The organism is Fibrobacter sp. (assembly GCA_024399065.1).
Taxonomy (GTDB): Bacteria; Fibrobacterota; Fibrobacteria; order Fibrobacterales; family Fibrobacteraceae; genus Fibrobacter.
Window position 1 is genome coordinate 1 of record JAKSIB010000042.1, and the last position, 25,860, is coordinate 25,860.

Annotated in this window: 21 protein-coding genes; 11 read left to right on the top strand and 10 right to left on the bottom strand. The window is 49.4% G+C overall.

Going from position 1 to position 25,860, the window contains the following annotated elements:
- Positions 1-72 precede the first annotated feature (72 nt).
- The 3 genes from MJZ25_14375 to MJZ25_14385 all read right to left on the bottom strand — a co-directional run bounded on the left by MJZ25_14375 (position 73) and on the right by MJZ25_14385 (position 2,780).
- Entirely contained in the window at positions 73-585 is a 513-nt protein-coding gene (locus MJZ25_14375) for a fibrobacter succinogenes major paralogous domain-containing protein (GenBank protein MCQ2125361.1), read from the bottom strand.
- Between the two features lie 136 nt (positions 586-721).
- Positions 722-1,948 carry a hypothetical protein gene (locus tag MJZ25_14380; GenBank protein ID MCQ2125362.1) on the bottom strand — a complete coding sequence of 409 codons (1,227 nt, stop codon included), beginning with the start codon at positions 1,946-1,948 and terminating at the stop codon, positions 722-724.
- 16 nt (positions 1,949-1,964) lie between these two features.
- Entirely contained in the window at positions 1,965-2,780 is an 816-nt protein-coding gene (locus MJZ25_14385; GenBank protein ID MCQ2125363.1) for a hypothetical protein, read from the bottom strand.
- A gap of 235 nt (positions 2,781-3,015) precedes the next feature.
- Here MJZ25_14385 and MJZ25_14390 point away from each other — a divergent pair, with 235 nt between their 5' ends.
- The 7 genes from MJZ25_14390 to MJZ25_14420 all read left to right on the top strand — a co-directional run bounded on the left by MJZ25_14390 (position 3,016) and on the right by MJZ25_14420 (position 8,617).
- Positions 3,016-3,222 (top strand): helix-turn-helix transcriptional regulator, encoded by a 207-nt coding sequence (locus MJZ25_14390; GenBank protein MCQ2125364.1) that lies wholly within the window; start codon positions 3,016-3,018, stop codon positions 3,220-3,222.
- Positions 3,215-3,535 (top strand): HipA N-terminal domain-containing protein, encoded by a 321-nt coding sequence (locus MJZ25_14395; GenBank protein MCQ2125365.1) that lies wholly within the window; start codon positions 3,215-3,217, stop codon positions 3,533-3,535. Before MJZ25_14390 ends, MJZ25_14395 begins: the two co-directional genes overlap by 8 nt.
- Entirely contained in the window at positions 3,532-4,560 is a 1,029-nt protein-coding gene (locus tag MJZ25_14400; protein MCQ2125366.1) for a HipA domain-containing protein, read from the top strand. The genes MJZ25_14395 and MJZ25_14400 overlap by 4 nt, the downstream gene beginning before the upstream one ends.
- Before the next feature lie 111 nt (positions 4,561-4,671).
- Entirely contained in the window at positions 4,672-6,324 is a 1,653-nt protein-coding gene (locus MJZ25_14405) for an ATP-dependent Clp protease proteolytic subunit (protein ID MCQ2125367.1), read from the top strand.
- 59 nt (positions 6,325-6,383) lie between these two features.
- On the top strand, positions 6,384-7,355 hold the full coding sequence (gene floA, locus MJZ25_14410) for a flotillin-like protein FloA (protein ID MCQ2125368.1): 972 nt from the start codon (positions 6,384-6,386) through the stop codon (positions 7,353-7,355).
- A gap of 35 nt (positions 7,356-7,390) precedes the next feature.
- Positions 7,391-7,762, top strand: a complete 372-nt coding sequence (locus tag MJZ25_14415) for a four helix bundle protein (GenBank protein MCQ2125369.1) — start codon at positions 7,391-7,393, stop codon at positions 7,760-7,762.
- Between the two features lie 24 nt (positions 7,763-7,786).
- A complete protein-coding gene (locus tag MJZ25_14420; GenBank protein MCQ2125370.1) occupies positions 7,787-8,617 on the top strand; it encodes a hypothetical protein in 831 nt (276 codons plus the stop codon).
- Between the two features lie 302 nt (positions 8,618-8,919).
- On the opposite strand, the gene MJZ25_14425 is transcribed toward MJZ25_14420, so the two are convergent.
- From MJZ25_14425 to MJZ25_14445, 5 genes are all read right to left on the bottom strand, one after another.
- Complete coding sequence (locus tag MJZ25_14425; protein ID MCQ2125371.1) at positions 8,920-9,702, bottom strand: succinate dehydrogenase/fumarate reductase iron-sulfur subunit; 783 nt, start codon at positions 9,700-9,702, stop codon at positions 8,920-8,922.
- Entirely contained in the window at positions 9,702-11,615 is a 1,914-nt protein-coding gene (locus MJZ25_14430) for a fumarate reductase/succinate dehydrogenase flavoprotein subunit (GenBank protein MCQ2125372.1), read from the bottom strand. The genes MJZ25_14425 and MJZ25_14430 overlap by 1 nt, the downstream gene beginning before the upstream one ends.
- Positions 11,616-11,630: 15 nt before the next feature.
- Complete coding sequence (locus MJZ25_14435) at positions 11,631-12,467, bottom strand: succinate dehydrogenase cytochrome b subunit (protein MCQ2125373.1); 837 nt, start codon at positions 12,465-12,467, stop codon at positions 11,631-11,633.
- 59 nt (positions 12,468-12,526) lie between these two features.
- The gene (gene ndk, locus MJZ25_14440; protein MCQ2125374.1) at positions 12,527-12,979 is read right to left on the bottom strand and encodes a nucleoside-diphosphate kinase; all 453 of its coding nucleotides are present in this window, start codon (positions 12,977-12,979) and stop codon (positions 12,527-12,529) included.
- Between the two features lie 118 nt (positions 12,980-13,097).
- Entirely contained in the window at positions 13,098-15,182 is a 2,085-nt protein-coding gene (locus MJZ25_14445; protein ID MCQ2125375.1) for a hypothetical protein, read from the bottom strand.
- A gap of 307 nt (positions 15,183-15,489) precedes the next feature.
- On the opposite strand from MJZ25_14445, the gene MJZ25_14450 reads away from it, so the two are divergent.
- The 4 genes from MJZ25_14450 to MJZ25_14465 all read left to right on the top strand — a co-directional run bounded on the left by MJZ25_14450 (position 15,490) and on the right by MJZ25_14465 (position 23,693).
- The gene (locus tag MJZ25_14450) at positions 15,490-17,058 is read left to right on the top strand and encodes a hypothetical protein (GenBank protein ID MCQ2125376.1); all 1,569 of its coding nucleotides are present in this window, start codon (positions 15,490-15,492) and stop codon (positions 17,056-17,058) included.
- Between the two features lie 11 nt (positions 17,059-17,069).
- Entirely contained in the window at positions 17,070-17,714 is a 645-nt protein-coding gene (locus MJZ25_14455; GenBank protein MCQ2125377.1) for a fibrobacter succinogenes major paralogous domain-containing protein, read from the top strand.
- Between the two features lie 184 nt (positions 17,715-17,898).
- Complete coding sequence (locus MJZ25_14460; protein ID MCQ2125378.1) at positions 17,899-21,816, top strand: hypothetical protein; 3,918 nt, start codon at positions 17,899-17,901, stop codon at positions 21,814-21,816.
- Positions 21,813-23,693, top strand: coding sequence for a BamA/TamA family outer membrane protein (locus MJZ25_14465; protein ID MCQ2125379.1), 1,881 nt, complete (start codon positions 21,813-21,815; stop codon positions 23,691-23,693). Before MJZ25_14460 ends, MJZ25_14465 begins: the two co-directional genes overlap by 4 nt.
- An 18-nt stretch (positions 23,694-23,711) precedes the next feature.
- On the opposite strand, the gene MJZ25_14470 is transcribed toward MJZ25_14465, so the two are convergent.
- Positions 23,712-24,566, bottom strand: a complete 855-nt coding sequence (locus MJZ25_14470) for an ABC transporter ATP-binding protein (protein MCQ2125380.1) — start codon at positions 24,564-24,566, stop codon at positions 23,712-23,714.
- 224 nt (positions 24,567-24,790) lie between these two features.
- The coding region (locus MJZ25_14475) for a serine hydroxymethyltransferase (GenBank protein ID MCQ2125381.1) at positions 24,791-25,860 on the bottom strand (1,070 nt) is incomplete at its 5' end.

Sequence of the window (25,860 nt, forward strand, 5' to 3'; positions counted from 1 at the left end):
ATTTTCTCGGTAGTTACAAGGCTTTGCTTCGCTAAGCCTTGGCTAGGCTTTCCACCTTCGGTGGTAGCCTAGTTAGTCCTGGAGACAACGCACCGAGTGTCCGTAGTCCTTGTCGACGTTGTGGGCGTCGTACGCGAAGTCGTCGCTGATGTCCAGGCGGTAGGCGTAGAAGCTATTGTGCTCCGTAGAAGTCCAAAAGTCGGTGTAGTAGCCCAAATTGCAGAACTCCTCGCGGCGGCTGCTGTAGTAGCCAGCAGGGAGAGCGGAAAAGCCGAACTTATCAGTTCCATTTTTCCAACTGCGTGCGCGCAGATTTAGGGATCTTTCATCACCAGAGGTGCCCACTGCAGCCAGGAGACGTTCTAACTCTGCCTCACTGGGCAAGTGCCAGCCAGCAGGGCATGCATTCATTGCTGCCACCCAGGTGTACAAGCGACCGTACTTTTCGCAATTGCTTTCCTTGTTATCGTAGCAATAGCTCTCTCTGGTCTTGTAATTCAGGTTTTCAGCCATCCAGACTTGGTCGCCAATCTTCACGGTCTTGTACGTTTTTCCATCGCGGGAATCCTTAAGGGTTCCCGCCATGGAACATACGACTAGAGTGCATACAAGTATTAAGAATTTTCTCATGTTCTAACCTTACGAGGAAATTTTCTCGGTAGTTACAAGGCTTTGCTTCGCTAAGCCTTGGCTAGGCTTTCCACCTTCGGTGGTAGCCTAGTTAGTCCTGGAGACAACGCACCGAGAATCCAAGGCCCTCAAAGCTGAGGCCGACGCCCGCGCCGCCGTCGTAGACGTACAGGTCGTAGGCGTCGTCGTTATCGCGCTCCGTAGAAGACCAAAAGAAGGTGTAGTTGCCCAATTGGATGAACTCCATGTTGAGGCTGTAGTAGTCGCCAGCAGGGAGAGCGGAAAAGCCGAACATATCCGATCCATTTTTCCAACTGCGTGCACGTAGATTTAGAGAGCGTTCTGCCTTAGAGGTGCCCACGGTAGACAGGAGACTTTCAAACTCCACCTTACTGGGCAAGCGCCAGCCTGCAGGGCATGCTTTTTTCGCATCATCCCAGGTGTACAAACGACCATATTTTTTGCAATTGCCTTCCTTGTTATCGTAGCAATAGCTCTCGCTGGTCTTGTAATTCAGGTTTTCAGCCATCCAGACTTGGTCGCCAATCTTCACGGTCTTGTACGTTTTTCCATCGCGGGAATCTTTTAAAGTTCCGCTCGATGGTTGCGCCTTGGAGCGCTGCGAGGACACTTCGTCCCCCTCGTTGGAGTCATTGGCTCTGTCATCACGAATTTCTTCCTCAGTTTTCGAATTGCTTGCAGACTTCTTTATGCAACGGACCGAGAAGCCGTTTTTCTTTAAGGCGAACTTTATGTTTCCCTGAAAGAAATCGTCCGAATTCGAGCTTAGTACCCAATCGAAAGCACGAGAATCATCGCCTTCGGAGGAAGACCAAAGGTAGGCCGTTTCTCCCAGAAACTTGTATGCATTCTTGATACGGTCGCCGGCGGCCTGGCCCGAAAAGCCAAAACGATCATCGTATTCAAGTGCGCCTTCAACGGACATATCAAAGGTTCGCCCCTTCAAAACGGAGCCGGCGTTCCCTTCCCCAACCTTGGACTCCACAAAGGATTTCAGTTCAGAAAAGTCTGAATTGTCAGGTAGCGACCAACCATCCGGGCAGGCAATCATTGCCGCATCCCAAGTGTAGAGACGACCGTTCTTTTCGCAATTGACAGGGTCGTTATCGTAGCACACAGAACCCGGCACATTCACGTTCAGGTTCTTGGCCATCCAGACCTGGTTACCGATTTTTACCGTGGGATAAGAATTTCCATCGGCATCCATTACAGTAATCTCGTCAGACTCGCAGCCCATCAGGCCAAAAGAAGCCAAAGCAAGAGCGACAACCAAAATCTTCATTATCTTAGATTTCATATTTTCTCCAACGAGTTTATTTTTTCGCTTTAAAGGAATAAACCGAGTCGTAAAGACGAGATTTTGTAATTCTTAGTTCTTTTTTGAAGCGAGAGACCAGCACATCCTTCACTATATCCTCGCTTGACACAAATGCCGTAAAATCCGGCTTGGGGCAAACCTTCATTTCCTTAACTAAGCGCCCCTTATAAGGAATACTCAAGAAGTTTCCTACAAAGGGCAGGTTTTCACCATAGATAAAGAAACGCAGTTCCTTTTCCGACGCGAAGGCACGCCTTTTTAGGCTCATCAATTCAATAAAGTCTTCTTCATCAAATTTTTTCCCTTCTTTCAAAAAAGTGCCTTTTCCAGAACTTTTCAGTTCCTCGGAAGTGTAGGTATAGTCGCAAGGTTTCACATAAATGGTGGCATTATTCTTTTTTGCGAAATCATTCAGCGCCTTTAGCAAGATGCTAAAATCCAAGGTCAGCTGAACCAAATCGTGTTTACCATCCGGGTCGAACATTCGCCAAAACGCGGCTTCATTTTCGCCATGCTCGGTGGTAACGCACATGCAAGCCAACTCCTTCGGCGAAAAACCTAGCGACTTGTAATCTCCACACGCAAACCTTTTTTCAAACGGGTCTTCCCAAGTTCTTGGATCGGTAAAAGAAATTTTCTTGGACTCAATAATGTCCTTCGCCCTGGCATAACGCATATAGCGATACACGGTCAGCCTATCCTTACTGAATTGGTCAACCTTGATATCGCCTAAAAACTTCACATTCTTCAACGACTTGAACTTTTCTCCAAGTCCTTTTAAATCAACACATTCACCATCTTTTTTTGACATCATTTATCCTATAATTTGTGAGCAGATTCATATTTACCACAGCATCTACAAATGTAACCAAAAAAAAACAAAGTCAAGTATTTGGCAGAATTTCGCCAATTTTAGGCTCATTTAGTGAAAATTGTCACGAGAATTGCGAAAAACACAAACAAATTGCGCAACATATTGCGCATTCATTGACAAATTCATCGTTTTTTCGTATTTTAAATTAAAAACAAGCAATATATTGCGCATTATGAATGAAATTTTTGAGATTTTGCAAAAGCGACGGGAAGCCCTTGGGTTAAGCCAGAGGGATCTTTCGGAAATGTCCGGCGTTTCACTACGAACCATCAACGCCATCGAAAACGGTAATGCCAACCCATCCATCGAGGTCCTTTGCAAACTTTCTAATCAACTAGGGCTAAAGCTGTCTTTAACCGAGAGGGTCATCAATGGCTAGGCAAGCATCGGTTTTCTACAACGGCATTTTGGCAGGTACCTTGACAAAGACTAAGGGTGGATTCATTTTCACCTACGACGAAATCTACCTTGCGTCCAGGCGCCCTGCCATCGCGTTAACATTGCCTAAGCGCCAGGAACCCTACAAGTCCAAGGAGCTGTTTCCGTTTTTTGAAGGCTTGCTGCCCGAGGGCGAGAACCACAGGCTTTACTGCATGAGTCTGAAAATCGACCCCAAGGATTCCTACAGGCTGTTGCTGAAACTTGCGGGAAGTGAAACCATCGGCGCCATCACCGTGATGGAGGACGTATGACAGGCGCCACCTCCCCCACCATGCAGAACCGCTGCCATAGTTGCCTCAAGGAGACCCCTCGAGATTTTTGCCCCGCCTGTGCCAAGCGTTTGTTCGGTCTAAAAAAGTTTGGCGCCACACTTGATTTTTCCTTACCCGAAATCAAGGCAAACAATGGTTCCATCCGTCGGATTTCAATTTCTGGGGCACAGCCCAAGTTTTCGCTAATAGTAAACGACGGACGACTAGAACCTACTGAAAATGGCGGCACCTTCATCTTAAAGCCTGCAGTAGAAGGGCTGTTCGACAACACAAAGGATATGCCCGCCAACGAGCACTTGACCATGCAAATGGCCAGGCAGATTTTCAAGATCGAAGCAGCAGACAATGCGCTAGTTTATCTTAAAGACGGAACACCGGCCTACATTACCAAGCGATTCGATGTTCTGCCCGACGGCAATAGAATCTGCCAGGAAGACTTTGCCCAGGTGGCTGGCCTCACCCCGGGCGAAAAAGGTTCCAACTACAAGTACGACTTCAGCTACCAGCAGATTGCCGACCTGATGAAGCAATATGTAAGCACTTACCCCACCGACGTCGAAAAGTACTTCAAGCTGATTCTGTTCAACTACCTTGTTTGTAACGGCGACGCTCACGTCAAGAACTTTTCTGTCTACTCCCCAAATGCAGACGGGGTTTACAAGCTAGCCCCTGCCTACGATTTGCTGAATACATCCCTGCACATTCAAGAACTTGGCCGAACCGCATTAGAACTGTTCAGCGAAAACTCAGCTGCAGATTATTCCGGCGCGGACTTTAAAACGGATTTTTTCAAGGCAAACGGGTTCTACGGCAAGCCGGACTTTATGGAACTGGCCCGCCGCATCGGCATCAAGGAAATCCGAGCCCAGCGTTTTATTGCAGAAACCTGCAGCCTTTTAGGGGAAATGGACGCCATGATCGACCTAAGTTACTTAAGCGAGCCAAGCAAGGCGTTGTTCAAGGCGCAGGTGAGAGACCGGGCCAAGGCCCTGGAGATGGGGTGAAAACGGGTCTGCAGAAGGCCAAAACGACCGTTCAAAACAAAATAGAGACTTTCTATCAGAAATCCCGCATTTTGACACTCTTTTGACATAAAAACTTTATACATTGATGGTATGAAGTTTGTAACTAAAATTCTCGCACTTTTGGCGGTTTTTGCCGCCTTTTCTTTCGCTGGAACAACTGGTCTGGATTCTTCGCCTGCGGCTCAGAATGACACCCGGGAGAAGCCAATTCAGAATGACACTAGGGTAACGTCCGCGACCATTGCAACCGACTCTGGTCTTTCTGGCCCCGTGACTACAGATTCCGCCACCGGGAATACCGCCGTCACCCCCGCAAAGAAACACGCCGTCTGGATCAAGCTGGAAGGCGACGTGGAACCTTCCATGTACGATTTCTGCGCCCGCGCCATTGGCGAGGCTCTGGAAGAAAATCCGGACTACATTGTTTTTGAGATCAACACCTTCGGTGGCCGCCTGGATGCAGCCTTCGACATCGTTGATACCATCATGGCCATTCGAGGTCCCCAGACCATCGCCTTCGTTAAAAAGAAGGCCATCAGCGCAGGTAGCCTCATCGCCTTGGCCTGCAGCAAGCTTTACATGATGGAATCCACAACCATCGGCGACTGCGCCCCCATTGTGCAGAACAGCGATGGCACCCCGCAAATCGTGGGCGAAAAGATTCAGTCTCCCCTCCGCGCCAAGTTCCGCAACCTGGCTCAAAAGAACGGCTACCCCGAATTGCTCAGTTCCGCCTTCGTCACCCCGGAACTTGAAATTCTCGAACTCCGTGCCAAGCTTGACGCAGGCAAAAAGACCGAACGCGACACCACCATGATTATTGAGTCCGCCAAGTACGAAGTCATGAGCAAGGACGAAAAGAAGTTCTGGGGCGCCCCCAAGATTCTTGTGAAGGAAGGGGAACTGCTGACCATGACCGACAAGGAAGCCAAGGATCTGGGATTCTCCCAGGGCACCTTTAACGGCCGTGACGATTTTGAAACCACTTTGGCGATTGAACGCAAGAGCGAAGTGGAAACCACCATGGGCGAAGACGTAGCAAACGCCATCGCAGGAATCGCAGGCATTTTGCTGATTCTCGGTTTCGGAGCCTTGTACATCGAATTCAAGACTCCTGGATTCGGCGTATTCGGCATAGTCGGCATCATCCTCATTGGAATCGTATTCCTGGGTCAGTTCGCTCCGCAGCTGGACGGCATGCTGCCGGCAGTTCTATTGATTGCAGGCATCGCCTTGTTCCTGGTGGAAATTTTCGTGATGCCGGGAACGTTCCTCTTCGGCATTGGCGGTATCATCTGCATGATCATCGCATTGACCATGAGTTTCTCCCCGGCGGACATTCCTGAATATGTACCGGAAGCCGTTGAAGAATCCTTCGACGCCACGCCTTGGCTGTTTGGGCTGTTCTATATGTTATGTTGCGCGGTCATAGCCCTAGTGTTCCCCATTGCCGCCAGCAAGTATTTGATTCCGCTGCTGCCCGAAGGCTGGACTCCCATGCTTAAGACGGACCTAGAGACCGCAGCCTCCCCCACGGAAGCCGTTAGCGAAGTTCGCCCCGGCGACATCGGCGTTTCCAAGACATTCCTTCGCCCTGTTGGCCAGGCACAGTTTACCATGGCCGACGGCAGCACAAAACTTTTGGACGTTCAAACCCGCGGCGAGATTATCGAAGCAGGCCAATCCATCAAGGTGGATTACGTTCAGGAAGCACATATATTCGTAAGCGCAAATAACAGTTAGTTTTCTCAACAATTAGATTTTCAAAGAAAAACAAACACACTCTATACGGAGCAAATAAAATGGATACTATTTTCGCTGTTGGCATTGTCATTGCCGCCATCGTCGTCATCATTCTTCTCGCCTTCGTGGGCAAGTTCTTCAGCCTCTGGCTCCAGGCATTGTTCTCCAAGGCAAACGTGAGCATTTTCCAGCTCATCGGTATGCGACTTCGTAAGGTTCCGCCCCAGGTCATCGTCGAAGCACGAATCCTCAGCTGCAAGGCAGGCCTCCCGGTGGACACCAACCTGCTGGAAGCCCACTACCTTTCCCGCGGTAACGTTCTCCGCGTAATCCAGGCTTTGATCGCTGCAAACAAGGCAAACATCAAGCTGGACTTCAAGGAAGCAGCAGCCATCGACCTGGCTGGTCGTAACGTTCTGGAAGCAGTGCAGATGTCCGTGAACCCCAAGGTCATTACCACTCCTAAGGTTTCCGCTGTGGCTCTGGATGGTATTCAGCTCCACGCCGTGACCCGTATTACCGTTCGCGCATCCATCCAGAAATTGGTGGGTGGCGCAGGCGAAGAAACCGTTATCGCCCGTGTTGGCGAAGGCATCGTGTCTTCCATCGGTTCCGCACAGAGCCATAAGGAAGTTCTTGAAAACCCCAACATGATTTCCAAGAAGGTGCTGGCATCCGGCCTGGACGCAGGTACCGCATTCGAAATTCTTTCCATCGATATTGCAGACGTGGACGTTGGCCAGAACATCGGTGCCATCCTCGAAACCGACCGTGCAGAAGCAGACAAGAAGATTGCACAGGCCAAGGCAGAAGAACGCCGCGCCATGGCTTACGCTGCCGAACAGGAAATGAAGGCCAAGGTCATGGAAATGAAGGCTAAGCTGGTTGAAGCCGAAGCCCAGATTCCCATGGCTATGGCAACCGCTCTCCGCGACGGCAAGCTTGGCGTCATGGATTACTACAACATGAAGAACATCGAAGCCGACACCCAGATGCGCAAGGAAATCGGCAACGCACCGGAAGCTAAATAGGTTTGAGGTACGAGGTTCCAGGTTCGAGGGAAAGCATGCGAAAATTCCAAGATCTTGATATTTGGAAACGAAGTCACGCATTAACTCTAGAGATTTATAGAGTTACGCAACAGTTCTTTCCTAAAGATGAATTATTCGCTTTGACATCTCAAATAAGACGAGCCTCAGCCTCAATCCCGACAAACATTGCAGAAGGATGTGGTAGATCAACAAACCCCGATTTCAATCGATTTTTGCAAATTGCTTCAGGCTCAACAACTGAAGTTGAATATCAATTGCTGTTAGCAAGAGACCTTAGTTACATCACTGAAGAGATCCATGCAAAACTCAGCACAGAAATCGTTGAAATACGGAAAATGATTACCGCATTTTCAAAAAACATTCCAACCTTCAATGCTCGAACCTAAGACCTCGAGCCTGGAGCCTAGAATATGGAAGGTTTATTAATACTTATCGGCGTCTACGTTCTTGAGGTTATCATCAAGAAAGTTGCTGCTGGTAAAAAAGAAAAAGAAGCCTTGCCTCCCCAGCAACGACAGTCTCAATCCTCGCAGGAATCCTCGGGTCGCCCGGGCAATCTGCAAGATTTGATTCGACAGTTCGACGAGGCTCAGCGTCAGGCATCCCAAGGGACCCTTACGCCAGAGACGCCGCCTGTGGAAGATTTTGACGAAGACTACGAAGATGACGAGGAAGAAGTTGAATTACCTACGGTAACTCCAGCCAACCCCAATCGCATCACCTTCAAGGAAATTGCAGAATCGGTCATTCAGTGGGAAGAAGTCAGCGTCGATTACTTGCAACAAGCTTTTGGTTTTTCCGAAAGCACAGCACAGCAAGTCCTTGCCGAGTTGCAAGCTCACCACATCGCGGGTCGCGACATGGGCGAAGGTTTCTGTGATCTGCTGGTACACGACAAGTCTGAACTTGACAACCTCTTCAAGCGTGAACAGCGAGAAGCTGAAGAACGCAGGGACGCCGAAGCCCAGGAAGAAGCGCTCCGCGCACGCCACGAAGCAGAACTCAAGCACCAGAAGGAACTGGCAGAACTTGAGGAACGCGCAAGGCAGCTCCGCGAACAAGCTGTACAAGGAACCCTCCCCGATGCAAGCGAAGGCATCGAAGGGCCTTGCCTCGCCTCCTCTGACCACAAGACTCACCGCAGGACCTTTGACAAGGCCGAAATCCGCCGCGGTTTCGTGTGGGCAAAAGTTCTGGACGAGCCCCGCTTCAAAAAGCGTTGGAGTTCCCGCGTAAGATAACTACGCGACAGACAACATCGCGGCGGAACCGTCCGCAACATTCAAAAGAAGCCTCGCAGGAAACTGCGGGGCTTTTTCTGCGAAATGAACTGAGCGACACGCGAAATGAACTGAGCGGTGCCTCAGGAATTTCAAAAAAAAGAACCCCGCCCGGAATTTACCCGAACGGAGTTCTTTAAGCTTTTAGGCTTTATAGCAGGAGATTAGTCCTGGCGCTGTCACATTTTCAAGGTTCCAGCGCGGATAACTGCGGTTCGGCAATGACAGCTCGTGCAAGCACGGCTGTCGCTGCACTCACCTTGTTAGTCCTTGCCGTAAACCTTTTCAGCGTAGGTAGCGGTTGCCATGAGGTATTCGCGGTTCATCTTGGCGATGTAGTCCACAGTGATACCCTTCGGGCAAGCAGCCTGGCATTCGTAAAGGTTGGTGCAGTTACCAAAGCCTTCCTTGTCCATCTGTGCCACCATAGCGAGCACGCGCTTCTTGGCTTCGACCTTGCCCTGGGGCAAGAAGCTGAGGTGAGAAACCTTAGCAGAGACGAAGAGCATAGCGGAAGCGTTCTTACATGCAGCAACGCAAGCACCGCAACCAACACAAGCAGCAGCGTCGAATGCGCGGTCTGCATCAGCCTTGGGAACGGGGATCACGGAAGCTTCAGGAGCAGCACCGGTATTGACGGAAACGTAGCCGCCAGCAGCGATGATGCGGTCGAAAGCAGAACGGTCAACAGCGCAGTCACGGATAACCGGGAATGCAGCAGCGCGCCACGGTTCGACGACGATAGTATCGCCATCCTTGAACTTACGCATGTGCAGCTGGCAAGTGGTGATGCCGTGGTCGGGACCATGGGGCATACCGTTGATCACCAGAGAGCACATACCGCAAATGCCTTCGCGGCAGTCGTGGTCGAATGCAAAGCCTTCTTTGCCCTGCTTCATCTGTTCTTCGTTGACAATGTCCAGCATTTCCAGGAAGGACATATCCGGAGAAATATCGTTGACCTTGACAGTTTCGAACTGACCCTTGGTCTTGGCATCCTTCTGACGCCAAATCTTCAAAGTGATATTCATATTGCCGTTGCTCATTATTTGTAGCTCCTAGTAACGAGGTGGACGTTATCGAATGTGAGAGGTTCCTTGTGGAGTTCGGGCTTAACATTGTCGCCCTTGAATTCCCAAGCACCGACGTAGCAGAAGTTTTCGTCGTCACGCTTTGCTTCGCCTTCTTCGGTCTGGCTTTCTTCACGGAAGTGACCGCCGCAAGATTCTTCACGGTGGAGGGCGTCGAGGGTGAGGACTTCTGCGAATTCGAGGAAGTCAGCCAAACGGCCGGCACGTTCCAGGTTCTGGTTGAAGGAACCTTCGGAGCCAACGACGTTGACGTTTTCGTAGAATTCTTCGCGGAGAGCCGGGATTTCCTGGAGAGCCTTTTCGAGGCCAGCCTTGTTACGGGCCATACCAACGTATTCCCACATGATGTTACCGAGCTGACGATGGATATCGTTAACAGTGCGGTGACCCTTGATGGAAAGGAGCTTGGAAATCTTTTCAGCGGTCTGCTTCTTGCAGTCTTCAAATGCCGGATCAGATTCGGAAACCTTTTCCAGCTTGGTGCCTGCGAAGTAGCCACCGATGGTGAACGGAATCACGAAGTAACCATCGGAGAGGCCCTGCATCAAAGCAGAAGCACCGAGACGGTTAGCACCGTGGTCAGAGAAGTTTGCTTCACCGAGAACGAAGCAGCCCGGGATGGTGGACATCAAATCGTAGTCAACCCACAGACCACCCATGGTGTAGTGGATTGCCGGGAAGATGCGCATCGGAACCTTGTACGGGTCTTCGTCAACGATCTTTTCGTACATCTGGAAGAGGTTACCATACTTAGCAGAAACGCCTGCAACGCCCATACGCTTGATAGCGTCAGCGAAGTCCAGGTAAACTGCAAGGCCGGTGTTGCCTACGCCCATACCGGCGTCGCAAACCTGCTTAGCATTACGGGAAGCCACGTCACGGGGAACGAGGTTACCGAAGCTGGGGTACTTTTCTTCGAGGTAGTAGTAACGTTCGTTTTCAGGAATCTGGTCCGGAGAACGCTTGTCGCCCGGCTTACGCGGAACCCAAATACGACCATCGTTACGCAGAGATTCAGACATCAGAGTCAGCTTGGACTGCAGGTCTCCATGACGGGGCAAGCAAGTCGGGTGAATCTGAGTGTAGCAGGGGTTAGCAAATGCTGCACCCTTCTTATAAGCGCGGAAAGCTGCAGTAACGTTAGAACCCTGAGCGTTGGTGGACAGGTAGTAGACGTTACCGTAACCACCGGTGCAAAGGCAGACTGCGTCGCCAACGTGGCTTTCGAGTTCGCCAGTAACGAGGTTACGAACGATGATACCGCGAGCCTTACCGTCGACAACGACGAGGTCCATCATTTCACGACGCGGAAGGAGAGTTACCTTGCCTGCTGCAACCTGGCGCATGAGAGCCTGGTATGCACCGAGGAGGAGCTGCTGACCGGTCTGACCGCGAGCGTAGAAGGTACGAGAAACCTGGGTACCACCGAAGGAACGGTTGTCCAGGAGGCCACCGTATTCACGGCCGAAGGGAACACCCTGAGCAACGCACTGATCGATGATCAGGTTGGAGTTTTCGGCGAGACGATGTACGTTGGCTTCACGAGCGCGGAAGTCACCGCCCTTAACGGTATCGTAGAAAAGACGATAGACAGAGTCACCATCGTTCTTATAGCTCTTAGCAGCATTGATACCACCCTGGGCAGCAATGGAGTGAGCACGACGGGGAGAGTCCTGAATGCAGAAGGACTTGACGTTGTAGCCGAGTTCTGCAAGGGAAGCTGCAGCGGAAGCACCAGCAAGACCGGTACCAACCACGAGAACGGTGAACTTACGCTTGTTAGCCGGGTTCACGAGTTTCAATTCAAACTTATGCTTGGTCCACTTTTCGGAAATGGAACCACCAGGAATTTTAGAATCGAGAATCATTTGTTATGGTCTCCATTAAACGTTGGTGGAAATGATGCCGACAGAGGGAACGACGAAAGAAGTCTTGGCTTCGGAAGCGGCCTTCTTCTGTTCCAGCTGCTGCTGGATTTCATGAGACTTGGCGCGGAGAGCTTCGGTTTCCGGCTGATGTGCGATGTAGCAGGAGAATGCCGCCTGAGCAGCAAAGCACAGAGCAACAATCACGCTATAGACGATACCGAACTTGTCAATGATCGGAGTCCACTTCTGGTGAGCAAGACCGAGGGTCTGGAAAGCAGAAGCGATAGCGTGGAAGAGGTGAGTACCAACAGAGAACAAGGCAACCAGGTAGAACACGGTCCAAACCGGGTTTGCAAACATGTCGATGGTGGTGAGCCACATGTCGCGGACGATTTCGCCAGCTTCGTTGACATAGAGGTAATGTTCACCGAACTTGAGAGTGGAGAGATGCTGGATGAGGAAGCCAACGATGATGAGGCCGGTCCAGATCATGGTGAAAGTTGCGAAAGTCTTGTTACCCTTGCGAGCGTTGACTTCGTAACCCACGTTACCACGAGCAGCCTTGTTTTCGAGCTTCAGCTTGATAGCAAGACCAATGTGGGTTGCAAAAGCTGCAATCAGAACCAATTCTACGAGGTAGATCAGCTTAATCGGGAAGTGCAGCGGATTGAAGCCGGTCAGGAATTCAGTATAGGCGTTGTAGGAAGCCTGTGCTGCAGCCTGGTCGAAGTTCAAAAGCTGGAAGTTACCACACATGTGGCCGGTGACGAACAGTACGAGGAACGCACCTGTACATCCCATGATCTGCTTCTTACCAATGGAAGAAGTAAGATACTTGATGATCCATTTCATTGTTTTGTGTCTCCTTGAGGGGGGTCTTTTTTAGTTGATTTTAAAATCTTGAACTGCCATTAAAGGATGCAGCAAGCCTTCTTGCTTGCAGCTTCGTAGGCATAGCGTTCCTTCTTTTCGAACCAGAAGTCCAGTTCACGCTTTGCGCTCTTGGGGCTATCGGAGCTGTGGACAACATTTTCGGTCATGGAAGGAGCAAAATCGTAGCGGAGGGTACCCGGTTCTGCCTTAGCCGGATTGGTGGCACCGTTAATAGCGCGAACCTTGGCAATGGCATTTTCGCCACCCAGAGCGAGCATCACGGACGGGCCCTTAGTCATGTAGGCTTCCAGTTCCGGGAAGAAGGGCTTCTTCACGTGTTCTGCGTAGAAACCGCGAGCGTCCTTCTTAGTCATCTGGTGCATCTTGATAGCGCAGACAGAGAGGCCTGCAGCTTCGTAACGGGCAATAATCTGGCCAACGAGACCGGACTTAACGGCGTTGGGCTTGATCATGGCGAAGGTCATTTCCATAGTAGTATACCACCTTTTTATGTGAGTGCGTTAAATATAAATATTCGGTTGTTTCAGAGATCAAACGCAAGTTTTAAATAAGGGGCAAAAGCCCCTTTTTTGCGCGTTTTTCCCAAAATTACTGTTCCGTATTGATCTTCTGGAGGAGGTCCTCGGCCAACTTACCGTTGGATTCGATGTTCTTCACCAGCCAGTCGGCGGATTCCTTCAGTTCACTGTTAGGATATTTTACCTGGAATTCGCGGAAAACCTCCAAGGCAACACTATCCATCCCCAGATTTTCGGTTAAAATGAAACCGCGGCTGAACATGGCCTTTTCCGCATTTTCACTTTCAGGCCACATGCGATAGAAGGCGTAGTATTCACCTTCGGCATCCAGATATTCTTCGTTTTCGTTCTGGATCTGGGCCATTTCATAGGCAACCTTCTGGAACAAGGAATCATTATCCGGATATGTGTACATCACTTCACGATATGCGTAGTAAGCTTCGCTACGCTTTCCAGCCTTGTACAAGGAATCAGCCTTGGCCATCATCTTATCGACAATGGTGGGCACATTGTATTCAGGAACGTCGTCACCATAGAAGTGTGCGGAAGCCTTGGTGTAGGCCTCTGCAGCAAGTCGCTTCGTTCTAGCCATCTCCATTTCTTTGTTTCTATGGTAGAAAATGCGAGGAACAGACTGATCATAGGTCAAGCCGTAATAAATTACGCGATAACCCATGAAATAGTCATGCAGGTACATGTTCTTCGGGAAAGAAGCCACCAGGCGAAGATCGTCTTTAGCTTGTTCGAAATCGTAATCACGATGAATCGGAGAACCGAAGCGATCATACATGCTCTTAAGGGTATCCTCAGGAACAGCCTTTGCCACACGGGTCTTTTCAACATAGCGGTCAAAGATGTAGTTCCAGCGAGTATTGCGGAGAACAGCCTTGTATTCCCAATTGAGATTCAGCTTATGTTCGAGGGCGGCATCCGCATAGGCAAAGGATTCTGCAACCATATTCACCATTCGTTCATGAATAGGCATGTTAATGTTATGACCGCCAAAATACAGCTTATTGAAGCGCAGCAAATCACCTTCGGTAAACAGGGTCTTTCCATCCTTGACAATCAACGCAAAGGAAGAATCGACATCAAGCACATCACCATTTGCAATATCATTCTTGATGCTCTTTTCAACGCGTTCAAAGGGCTTGGTCTGGCTTGCTACGTTTTCAGCAAGGAAGAATCGCTGGAAGCTAGCATCCTTTTCTGTGTGGAACACAGGAGAAACAAAGCCCGAATTCTTGCCTTCCAGAGCCTTATCAAGGCCTTCAATCATGCCAATTCCATACGGAAGAGCAAAGCCTTGCTTAACATGACCCACAAGGCCGCTATCCTTTGCAGTATACTTGTTCTGATTCAAAGATGCAGCGAGAGTCTTGAATTCTTCAAGGGACAGGTTATCCTTCACCTTGGAAGCTAAAGCTGCAGAATCGGCCATCTGAATGTGGTAGAGGACATAGCCCGGAGCGGTCTTGTACTCTTCCTTATGCTTTTCGTAGTAGGGTTTGGCATCAACAGCAGGAAGACTCTGCACGCTGAGGTGCTGTTTTTCAATAATGTTGTTGGCAAAATCTTCACGTAAGACCTGGCGCTTCAAATCAACGAATTGTTTTTTCACCACGGCAGAATCAATCGTTCCATTCTGATTCTTGGCAACATCTGCCGCATAGGCTTCAAATTCTTCCTGATGCTTAGACAGGTAATACTGACCAGCCACTTCACCACGAACACTATAAAAATCGCCCGTAGAATCATTGGGGAAGAGATTCTTATTTGCCTCATAGAAACGACGCAATTCAGAATCAGAGAACATCATGCATTCCGAAACGTAATAGCGCTGAAGCACCATCATCAGAATTCGGGATTCGATATCCTTGAAATACTGATTCCACTCATCTTCAATCTCAGGAAATTCCTTGTAAGCAATGGAAGCCACTGCAGCCTTGGAAAGCAATTCCGTATAAACATTTTCATCCCAGAATTTATGGGATTTAGCCGAATTCATCTTGAGGAGAACCAAGTCCTCCTTATAAACACTTTCGTCATTAAAGCGGGCAACCAGGTGTTCCTTGCCACCAATACCGTTACAGCCAGACAAGGCAACCGCAGTTAGCGCACACCATGCGGACAAGACCAAAGAGCGTACTTTCATCAGAATCCTTTAAATTTCAGTTAAGAACGACCCCAACCTCAGCTAGTGGATTGCACTAGGGATATGTAGACCGTCAAATTTTCCAGACCTTGCGAAAATAGAAAAAACTTTTTATTCAACTCTGCCCCAGGAACGCAAAGACTCTCTTTTTTTGAACTCTCATCAAAAACGAAGTCCTTTCCGTACACAAAATTTTACATTCGATTATTCAACCCCTTTACCACCTCAAACGCCAATCTTCAACACAAAACAACGTTGTTCTAAATAAGCTATATTTCCACTGGTTGTTTAATTAGGATTTATCCACATGAAATTATCACGCGGAGCATTACTTCTTTTATCAGGTTTGACTTCTTTCGCCATGGCAGAAGAAGCGTCCCACGCCGCCAATATTTTTGTGCAAGATCCCGCACTGTTCCATCGCCGCCAAGCGGAACTGCAGAAGATCCAAAGCAACCTAAGTTCCAGCAACGAAGCCTTGGAAGCACTGCTTGCCGACGCCGATAAAATCGCAAAGAAAAGCGACCAGTGCGCAACCATCAGCATCAACGATGTTCTGGACGAGACCTGCTGGAACTTTTACGAAGTAGAACTTCCCGCCTTTGAAGAAAGCTACATGAAGGTGACCGGCGAGCTCCGCCTCGGTTACATGGAAACTGCCCGTGGTCTTGAAGATAGGCGAACCCAGATCGACGCCTGCGCCGATGCATTTTTCAGTTTCATCAACTCCAAGGACGAAAGCGTCAATCTTGATGGCGAAGTCTTCCTGGAACCTTTGACCCAGGGTTTTGAAGCAAACTACAATTTCACCTTGCAGTACGAGCCCAACCTCCGCAAGCGCACTCTGGAAATAGCTCAGCAGTGGGGTGAAGCCTGCCAGGACATGGTCATCCGACGCAACGACGCAAGCTTTGCACCTTATTTCATTGAACGCGTCAACGGAATGAACAAGGAACTTCAGGAAAAGGGTTCTCTTGCGGTCATCAAGATTGATTCCTCCGCCTCCCCCACCATTTACCTCGACATTGCAAAAGCAGTCCGCGGAGCCTACTACCTGAACGGAGTCAAGCTGTTCCACACACGCATCGGCTCTGGCTCTGCAGACAAGAGTAATCTTCGCATCGCCTTTACAAAGGACGGTGTTCTTGCCGGTGGCGAAACCGCTGTTACAAAAATCGACGGAACATCCCTGCAATACAAAGGTGTTGTCAAGTTCGATAAGACTGCAGAAAAAGTGAACGGTCGTTTGTTCTGGGAAAACAACGCCCACACCGAAGGTCTGGATTTTGGACCTGAATACGACGAAGATTCCCTGGCCGTAGCCCAGCAGCAAGAATCCATTGCAGCTTGCGAGAATGCAGAAAAAGAACTTGCAGAAAAGACCGAAGCCGCGGAACAACGCAAAGGCATCCAGTCTTCTTTCTGGGCAGCATTCTCCGGAAGCCTGGTTTCCTACACCGACGAATCCGTATGCTCGTACATCGGCATTCTATCCAAGGATTGCCAAAAGCGCGACGACAGCTATCTGTTCAAGACCCTTGATTTGGCGGCAGCCGCACGCCTTCGCGTGAACTTCAGCCACTGGGCAGAATCCTTTGTTACCATCGGTGTCGGCGGCATGGTCAGTACCGCCATCTATGATGGCGAAATCAGAAAAACTTACGTAGCTCCGCTGGCACAACTGGAAATCGGTTACAAGAATTTCGGTGTGCGTGAAACAGCAATTTTCCCCATTCCCGAAGATAATGAAGCCACCTGGACTCAATTCAGGACTGGCGGATTCTATGGAATCGGATTACTCAACATTGAACTTGGTTATACAATCATCATGAACGCCGGCTCCGGTTTCTACGGCAGCCTCGGCGTCACATTCTAGGAGAGAGAAGAATGAACAAATCTTACGTTACAATCGCATTGGCAGCAGCAGCACTCGCAGCCTGCACCGCACAAAGCACTAGCCAGTCTGACGAAGAAATCAGAGAAAACAGCTCCAATTTTGCAAAGATTGACGTCGTCGCCGGCACCTTGGAAGACGCTCGCGACGGCAAATCCTACAAGACCGTCAAGATCAACGATCAGGTTTGGATGGCTGAAAATCTCAATTTTAAAATTGAGGGCTCCGTATGCCCCGGTGGCGCAGACGAAAACTGCGCAACCTTAGGACGTTTCTACACCTGGGAAGACGCACAAACCGCATGCCCCGAAGGCTGGCACCTGCCTGCCGACGCAGAATGGGACACCCTCATTGAAGCTACCGGCGACGTAAATAACGCAGCAAAGGCTCTGCGCGCAAAGACCACCTGGAAGGAAAGCGATGTTGGTGTAGACCAGTACGGTTTCGCAATCCTGCCCACCGGTTTCAAGAGCGCCACATCCAGCGACTGCTCCCCAATGTTTGACGCCTCCTTCTGGGCTCTCGAAGAATACTCTTCTACCAGCGGCTGGGGCCGATTCGTCGATGGCGACTACAGCGTAAAGCGTAGAAACTTCGATAAAAAGAGCGCACGTTCTGTTCGCTGCATCCAAGACTAAAGTTCAAGCATCTAAATCCTCGAAATTTACAAGAAAGTGTGGCGGCCGCCGCGCTTTCTAGTGAACATATTTTCACTAACAAGGGTTAGGCGTCCGTAACTCGTTGAGTATCAACGATTTACGGGGTGTTTTAGGATCTTCTTAAATCGCCCCAGGCCTTATAAATTCTATAATTTGGGCTAAGTTGAAAAAACTCACTTCAACATTTGCAGGAACAACCTTTATCGTAATGGTTGTGGTAGGCGCCATTGCCCTTGGCGTCTGGTTTTGTCGTGAGTTCATCGAAAGATTTTTAGCCACTCCACACACTGTCGCAGGGGTTACAATTTCTCCCTACGGCCATAAAATGGACGGCCTCCTCACCCACTCTTTTGACTCTGTCAAAGTGGAAATGGACGGCACCACCATCCGAGTCACAAAGCCGGTCCTTGACGTCACCATATTAGGCGAATCCAAGGGTGTCGCTTTAAACCTGGATTCCGTCGACGCATATATCCAATTGCCCAAGGAAGATCCCAAGAGCAAGAAGGGCGATGACAAGAAAACTTCTCAAGGAGAAGCAGCCACGCCGGCAGTTCCTGAAGACTTGAAGATTCCTGTTCCCGTAAAGATCGGCGTTAACCAGGCCAACATTCAGCTTTCCAACAATATGAAGTGGAATGTTTCCCAGTTGGAAATCAAGAGCCATGGAAAAACTGCGGCGGGAGTTTCTATCGAGCAAGTCAGCGGAGATTACATTTCCAGCCCTGCTTCAGTAAAGCTTGAAGCCGACTTCGGAAGTGACAAGTTGAAAGCCAAGGCCGACATCAAGACAGCCAAGGATTCTGTGGCTGTCCAAGTGGATGCCCCCAAGAACAACCTCACCAAGTTCAGCACCAACACGAACGTAACCGTAAGCGATCCTGAAAAGTGGATTCCCTTCAAGCTACCCGAAGGAATTCCGGGCATCGGCAAATTGGACGTCTCTGTAAAAGCGGACCTGGACACAAAGAAAGAAACTGCAAAGTACAACGCGACCATCAAGACCCACATCGGTGAGTTCTGGCCCCTCGAAGCGGAAGACGTTGTCATCAAGCTGAAGGGCGATCAAAACAACATCAACACAGACATTTCCATGAGCAACGGCGAAGGTGGATCAATCCACTTTAGCGGCAACTTCGATAAGAATTTAGACGGAACATTCGAAGCGCAAATCGAGCACATGAGCGCCAAGTTCGGCCCGCAGATAATGCCTCTTGATGTGGAAATCACTTCCGCAGAAAAGAAGGGAAACTTCATCGATGCAAAACTTGAAACACGACAAGGTTCCCGCATAGATGCTCACTTGGATTTCACCGATTCGTTGATGATCACCTTTGTAGGCGACATTGCAACGTACGAACCTTGGGCCCTAGACTGGACTCATGGAAACGTTGTTCTAAACAAGCCTAAGATGTACGGATCCTTCGACATGCACAAACTAAGGGTCCTTGGCAAATTCGACACCATTCCCTACGCGTACCACATGACTGCAGACTCTGCACAAGTTATGTTGGAACTGGACCCAAAGGGAATTGTATTCACCAACTGCATCCTCTACACTCCGAAGGAAGTATTTGATTTTGACGGCGATGTTATGTGGGGAACAGAAGATCCCCATACATCCTGGAACGTGACCCAGCGCCACGGCGGCAAGGCAAGCGTCTACATCGGGCTGGACGACACGCTGTTCCTCGACGCCAAGGCAAACCACGCCGTCATCGGAACCATACCGTTTGCAGACATCAAGCTAAGCGAAAAGATTAACGGAAACATTACAGGCCACTGGCACCAGGACTTCGACAACAATATCGGCAAGGCAGAGCTTTCCGCAGAAGGCGAGCTAGACGCATTCAAGGTTGCAGGCGACATCGTTGTCCGACAGAATGGTGATACAATCTTTATTGACGACGCCATCGCTACCCAGAGCAAGAACTCCGTACAAGGTAGCGCCGCCATCGTCTTGCCCAACGATTCCAACCCCAACTTCAAACCTACCAGCTTCTTGCCCATACAAGTTCTCCACGCCTGGGTTTCCTCCAAGGAATTCAGTATTCCTCTTCTCCTAGAGCCACTGAACGACAGCACCTTGGCTTCAGGCCTCATTACCGGCGAACTAGCCTACAACGAAGGCGAAGGTCTTATTGGCAACCTAGACTTCAAGGACATCGCCTTCACCAACATTTCCAAGAGTTTCTTCAACATCAAGAAGATGAGCGCCTTTGCTGAAGGCGACAAGGTGGAATTGAATTCCTATCTGGACATCGGTAACGGCGGTTGGGCTGGTAACACACAAATTATTCTGGACCATATCTTCAGCGACAAGCACCATCTCAGTTTCTCGCACGGTAGTGACAACGGAGGAACACTTTGGGCAGAAGGATACTTTGATAACAGCCTGATGTTCAACGGAACTGTGGATGCCAATGGATCATGGTATATTCCGAAGACCATTAGCGAAATTCAGAACACCGACCTGCACATTGACATCGCCGCAGACCTGACAAAGGGACTCAAAGGAATCGTCGCAGACATCCGTTCCGATTCTACAAAGTATCAGCCACCTAAGATGGATTTGAAAATCCCGTTCCACCTCCGTGGACATCTTGAGGACGGTTTGGTAAACATTAGCGAAGCTGGCACCATCAACGAAAAGGGTGAAGCCATCAACGCAACAATTCGTTTCAACCTAGACAGCATGAAGCTGGAAGCCGTCGACGTTGTTTCCGAGCAATACTCCATTGACCTTGGCAACAGTTCATTGACTCTTCAAGGAATCAAGGGACACCTTGAAGATCGAGAAAATGATCTTTTCGTCTCCGCAAACATTCCTCGCATTTCTTTCCAGATGAACGACAATTTGTATGGCAGAGCAGAAGCCCTCGCCCACGGAGACGTGGGTTTCAGCATACCCCATAGCGAAGAAGGCGTTATCATCAACAACACTATTACAGGCAGAATCCTTATCGACAAACTTGTCTACTACAACGACTTCAGCATTGAAGTTACGCCGACTTCTTTAGACAAATACCTCACGACATTCAACAATTACATTACAAAGCTCCGTAAGAAGGAAGTCCAGGAAGAAAAGCTTTCTACTGCAAGCCCCATCAACCTTGCTGTTCATATTAGCGATACACAGAACGATTCCATCGCCATCGTCACTCCTGTTGCAACGTTCCCCCTCACCATTGATATTTGGGCTCTTGGTAACACTACAAGACCGTTGCTCCGCGGCGACGTCGCCAACACGAACTCAGGTTTCATTGGCATCAAGGACATCTACGAATTTACACTGAACTCCTTCCAAGTTTCATGGAATGACGTACCTTGGCAACACGGTGTCATCGACGTGAACAGCAGCCAGGACCTTCCCTACTGTACTGAAACCACTGAAAACGAAAAAGAAACTTGCCCCATCAATCTTGATGTTCAAGGAACCATCACCAACCCGCAGCTTATACCGTCTTCAAACTGCGGTATGGAATCTTCCGCAGCCATCTACTACAACATCTTCCTCGGATGTATTGCAGACGACAGCGGCGAATCCACCGACTGGAACGAACTGGCAGGTAAAGCTATCGGCAAGGTGATTTCTACCACGGCAAACAAGACTCTTGGCGGAGACTACATTGGCGATATCGAAATGAAGGTGATGCTGTTCGAAAACACCTCCATGAACGACAAGGACTCCAGTTTCTTCAAGGTGCCTATTTCCCTGGATCGTTGGGTGAAGAACCTCAGTTTGGTCTTTGGTTACACTCAGGACCAAAGCGAAAACCCCACTTACGACCAGGCTCTGCAATTCGGCGTCAACTACACATTGCCTTTCTTCCAGGAAGAAGAGTTCTCTCACAAGAACCACATTTCTCCCACATTGTCCTTGAACGCATTGCTTATTTCTAAACAGTATTTAACCAATACAGGTACCGAAGGTAACGGTAACCGAGTAGAAAAGAATGTCGGTATTAACTACGTTTACCGTTACTGGAATCCTTGCTTGCTTGGACTTGGTAAATGCGAAGACGCAGAAGAATCCGAAAAGTCATCAGAACAACCCAAAACTACGGAGGATAAAAAATGAAACGACTCCTAGTTTTGTTGTTCGTACTGGCCGCATTCTTGTTCGCTGACGAAGCCAAGCATCCTTGGCGTATTGAAATCAACGGCAATAAGGCGTTCTCTAATTTCCAGTTGGAAGAGCAATTGGATGTTCCTGATGGTTTCGGCCAGATGGACACCACCAAGCAGGATTTCTTGATGCGCCTCTCCATGGAAAACATCAAGGCTCTGTACTACTCTCGCGGCTACTACAGTCTTGACATTGTTCTTGATATTAAGCGCGAATACGTAGGTCAAGACACCATCCGCACGAACTACGTCTTTGACATCCGCGACGGCAAGCGTTATCGCTTTAGCGGCGTAAAACTGAATATGCCCGAAAACAGCAAGGTTGACATTGAAAATTCAGACCTTAACGTTTCCAAGAAGAGATTCTACAATCACGAGGACATTTCCGAAGACTTGCAGGCAGTGCAGCAGGCTTTCCGCAAGGAAGGATTCCTCCATGCCTACGTTTCCTCTGTAGAAAAGATTGACACCACCAAGAAAAAAATCTTCGTTGAAATCAATGTAAATCCCGGAGCCAAGGTGATGATGGGAAACATGGTCAGCCTGACCACGCGAACCCCCAGCAGCAACCTGACCGCGGAACAAAACAACGAAGCAGGATTGACCGACACAGCATGGCTTTCTTCTCTCTGGAAAATTCCTAAGGGAGAAACCATCGATGGTGACCAGTACAATTCATTCAAGTCTAAGCTTTTCTCGACACAGCTGTTTACTCAAATCAAGCTAACGGATTCCCTTCGCGAAGACGGTCTTTCCGACGTCCACATGATGGTGAGAGAAAGAATTCCTGGCGAACTGCGCTACGGATTCTTCTTTGAAGAAATCTACGGCTTCGGCGCACAAGCAAGCGTCAAGCACAAGAACTTCGGTGGAAAGTTCAACGAATACTACGGCAACTTCATGCTGGCTCAGCACAAGCAGGAAATGTCCATCGGTTACGCAAACCCCTTGCTCTTCGGCACATCATTCAGTTTCATTCCTACAGCAATCCGCTTCGAAGACCGTCTTACATTAAACCACGAAAAGATTACTCCCCCCGCCTACCCAGACAGCGTTGAAGAACGATACGAAATCATTAACCGTGCCGACTTAACATTCGGACTTTCCAAGCACATTCGTTTCCGCGGAACACTCGATACCCGTTACGTGAACAAAATCATCGACAAGATGTTCAAACTGAAGAGCGAAATTGCATTAACATTCGACTACACCAACGATTACTTCAACCCCACCAAGGGTATCCGACTCGCCCCCACATTCGGTGCAGGCACCAACTGGGATGGAAACAACAGGAAAGAACTCGCCATGCTAGGCGACCCTTACACCTATGGCGAAGCAACCACAAACTTATACTTCCCACTTTTCTCGACCTTCAACGGAGCGGTTAGCGGTAGCGCTGGTAGATTCTTCGCTAAAGCAAGTGACGACGACGCACGAGTATTCTATCAAGGCGGTTCAAGATCTGTGAGAGGTTACCGTTTCCGCAGTATCTACGCCAGTTATACATCAACAGACGAAGACGGCGAAGAAGTCATCAACACCGGCCTTACCCCCACATACGTGCGATTCAATCAGGAAATTCGTTGGAGCCTTCCGTGGAAACCTGTTCAGCAATGGCAGATCGTCCAATTCTATGACTGGACAAAAATCATGGATGAAGACCCGACATACAAGACAGCAACAGGCGAAAGCTTTGGCTTAGGCATTCGTTATCGTTGGCAGTTCCTGACGTTCCGTCTGGACTATGCTTTCAAGAAGAATTTGACCGACTGGAGCCCTGAAGGATTCTCCTGGAACCGATTCGCGTTCGACCTTTCCCAGACCTTCTAAAGTCTAGGATTTTCAAAACTAGGTATTGCGAACCATTTTCTGATAAAGTTCAGACAAGCCACTCTTTGCAATATCAATAGAGCTAAGCGGAAGCCCTGCAGCAACCAAGGCAGATTTCACTTTTTCTACAGAGACCGAACCATCAAATTTCAAATTCATGGCGCCAGCTGCGCCTTCGTCAGAAAAAGAGGGATGGACGGAACCCGAACTCAAAACTTTGCCATCATTGATAATGGCATAATCCGTAGCCTCAGCTTCCATTTCAGCAAGAATGTGAGAGCAGACAATCGCTGTTCCGCCGTCTTCCTTACGCCAATCAGAAATCATGGACCAGACAACTTCTCGAGAAAGAGGATCCAGGTTAGCCACCGGTTCATCCAAAATCAAAAGCTTCGGATTGGGAAGCATGGCGCGAAGAACCTGAACTTTCTGGCGGTTACCCAAAGAAAGGGAGGAAATTTTCACAGACAAAGAAGGCAACTCCAACTTTTTAGCCAAAGCCTCCATTCTTTCGTGAATCATTTTCTGCTTACTAGAACCGGATTCACCAAAGCCATAAAAGCCTGCGAAATAGTCCAGATATTCCGCCACAGAAAGTTTCGGGTAAATACCCGGATTTTCCAAAAGGACTCCGTATTTTTCCGGATTTAGAAAACCATTCTTGGCCGCATAGGATTCTGCAATTTCAAGCTTACCCGTAAAGCCACAGAAACGGCCACAAAGCAGACGAAGCAATGTCGTTTTGCCAGCGCCATTGGGGCCAAGCAACGCAAAAAAGCTTCCCTGAGGAATTTCAAGGGACATATCCGAAAGAGCCCACTTGCTGGACCCCGGATAGCGATAGGAAACCTTGTCTAGCTTGATTACGTTCATATCTCCGAATATAGAAATTGCACTGATGGATTTCAGCATAAGCAATGTAGCGAAAGCAACATCGCTCCGACAAGATGATTTTGCAAAAAAAGCCCCGGATGAAAATCCGGCGCTTTTTAATTTCGTAGAAACGAACTCACGATTACTGGCGCACTTCGTGCGCTGTAATCTGCGGCTCGGTCATAGAAATGAGCAAGCTCATTTCTGCGACTCTCGCCTTACGACTACTTGTACAGCGGGTGCTTCTTGCAGAGTTCGATGATTTCCTGACGGATAGCCTTCAGGCCTTCTTCGTTGTCCTTGTTCTGGATGCAACGGTCGATGATCTGAGCTACGAGGCGGGAATCGTTTTCGTCGAAGCCGCGGGTAGTGATGGCTGCGGTGCCAAGACGTACGCCGGACGGATCCATGGGCTTGCGAGTGTCGAACGGAATGGTAGAACGGCTGCAGGAGATGCCAACCTTTTCCATGGCAACTTCGGCATCCTTACCGCCGATACCCTTGGAAGTCATGTCCACAACCATGAGGTGGTTGTCGGTACCGTCGGAAATGATCTTGTAGCCAAGCTTCATCAATTCGTCGGCCATAGCCTTGGCGTTCTTGATGATGTTCTGGGCATAAGCCTGGAATTCCGGCTGGAGAGCTTCCAGGAATGCAACTGCCTTACCAGCGTTGATGTGGTCATGGGGACCACCCTGCATACCCGGGAACAGACCTGCGTCGATTGCCTTGGGCAGGGAAACTTCCTTTTCTTCACCCTTGACAATCTTCTTGATCATCTTGTCCTTGCACATGATGATAGCAGAACGGGGACCGCGGAGAGTCTTATGGGTGGTGGTGGTGACGATATCGAAGTAGGGAACCGGAGATTCGATTGCCTTACCAGCGATGAGGCCAGCAACGTGAGAAATGTCAGCCATGGTGAGAGCGCCGACTTCGTCAGCGATTTCCTTGAACTTCTTCCAGTCAAGGTTGCGGCTGTATGCAGAGAAGCCAGCGAGGATCATGCGGGGCTTTTCGCGGAGAGCGATTTCACGGACCTTGTCCATGTCGATGCGGCCAGTTTCCTTATCCACTTCGTACTGGACGAAGTTGTAGAGCATGCCGGAGAAGTTCACCGGATGGCCGTGAGAAAGGTGTCCACCGTGGTCCAGCTTGAGACCGAGGACCTTGTCACCCGGCTTGAGGACGCCCATGTAGACAGCGGCGTTTGCCGGAGAACCGGAAAGGGGCTGGATGTTTGCGTGGTCGCAACCAAAGAGCTGCTTGCAGCGTTCGATGGCGAGAGCTTCCA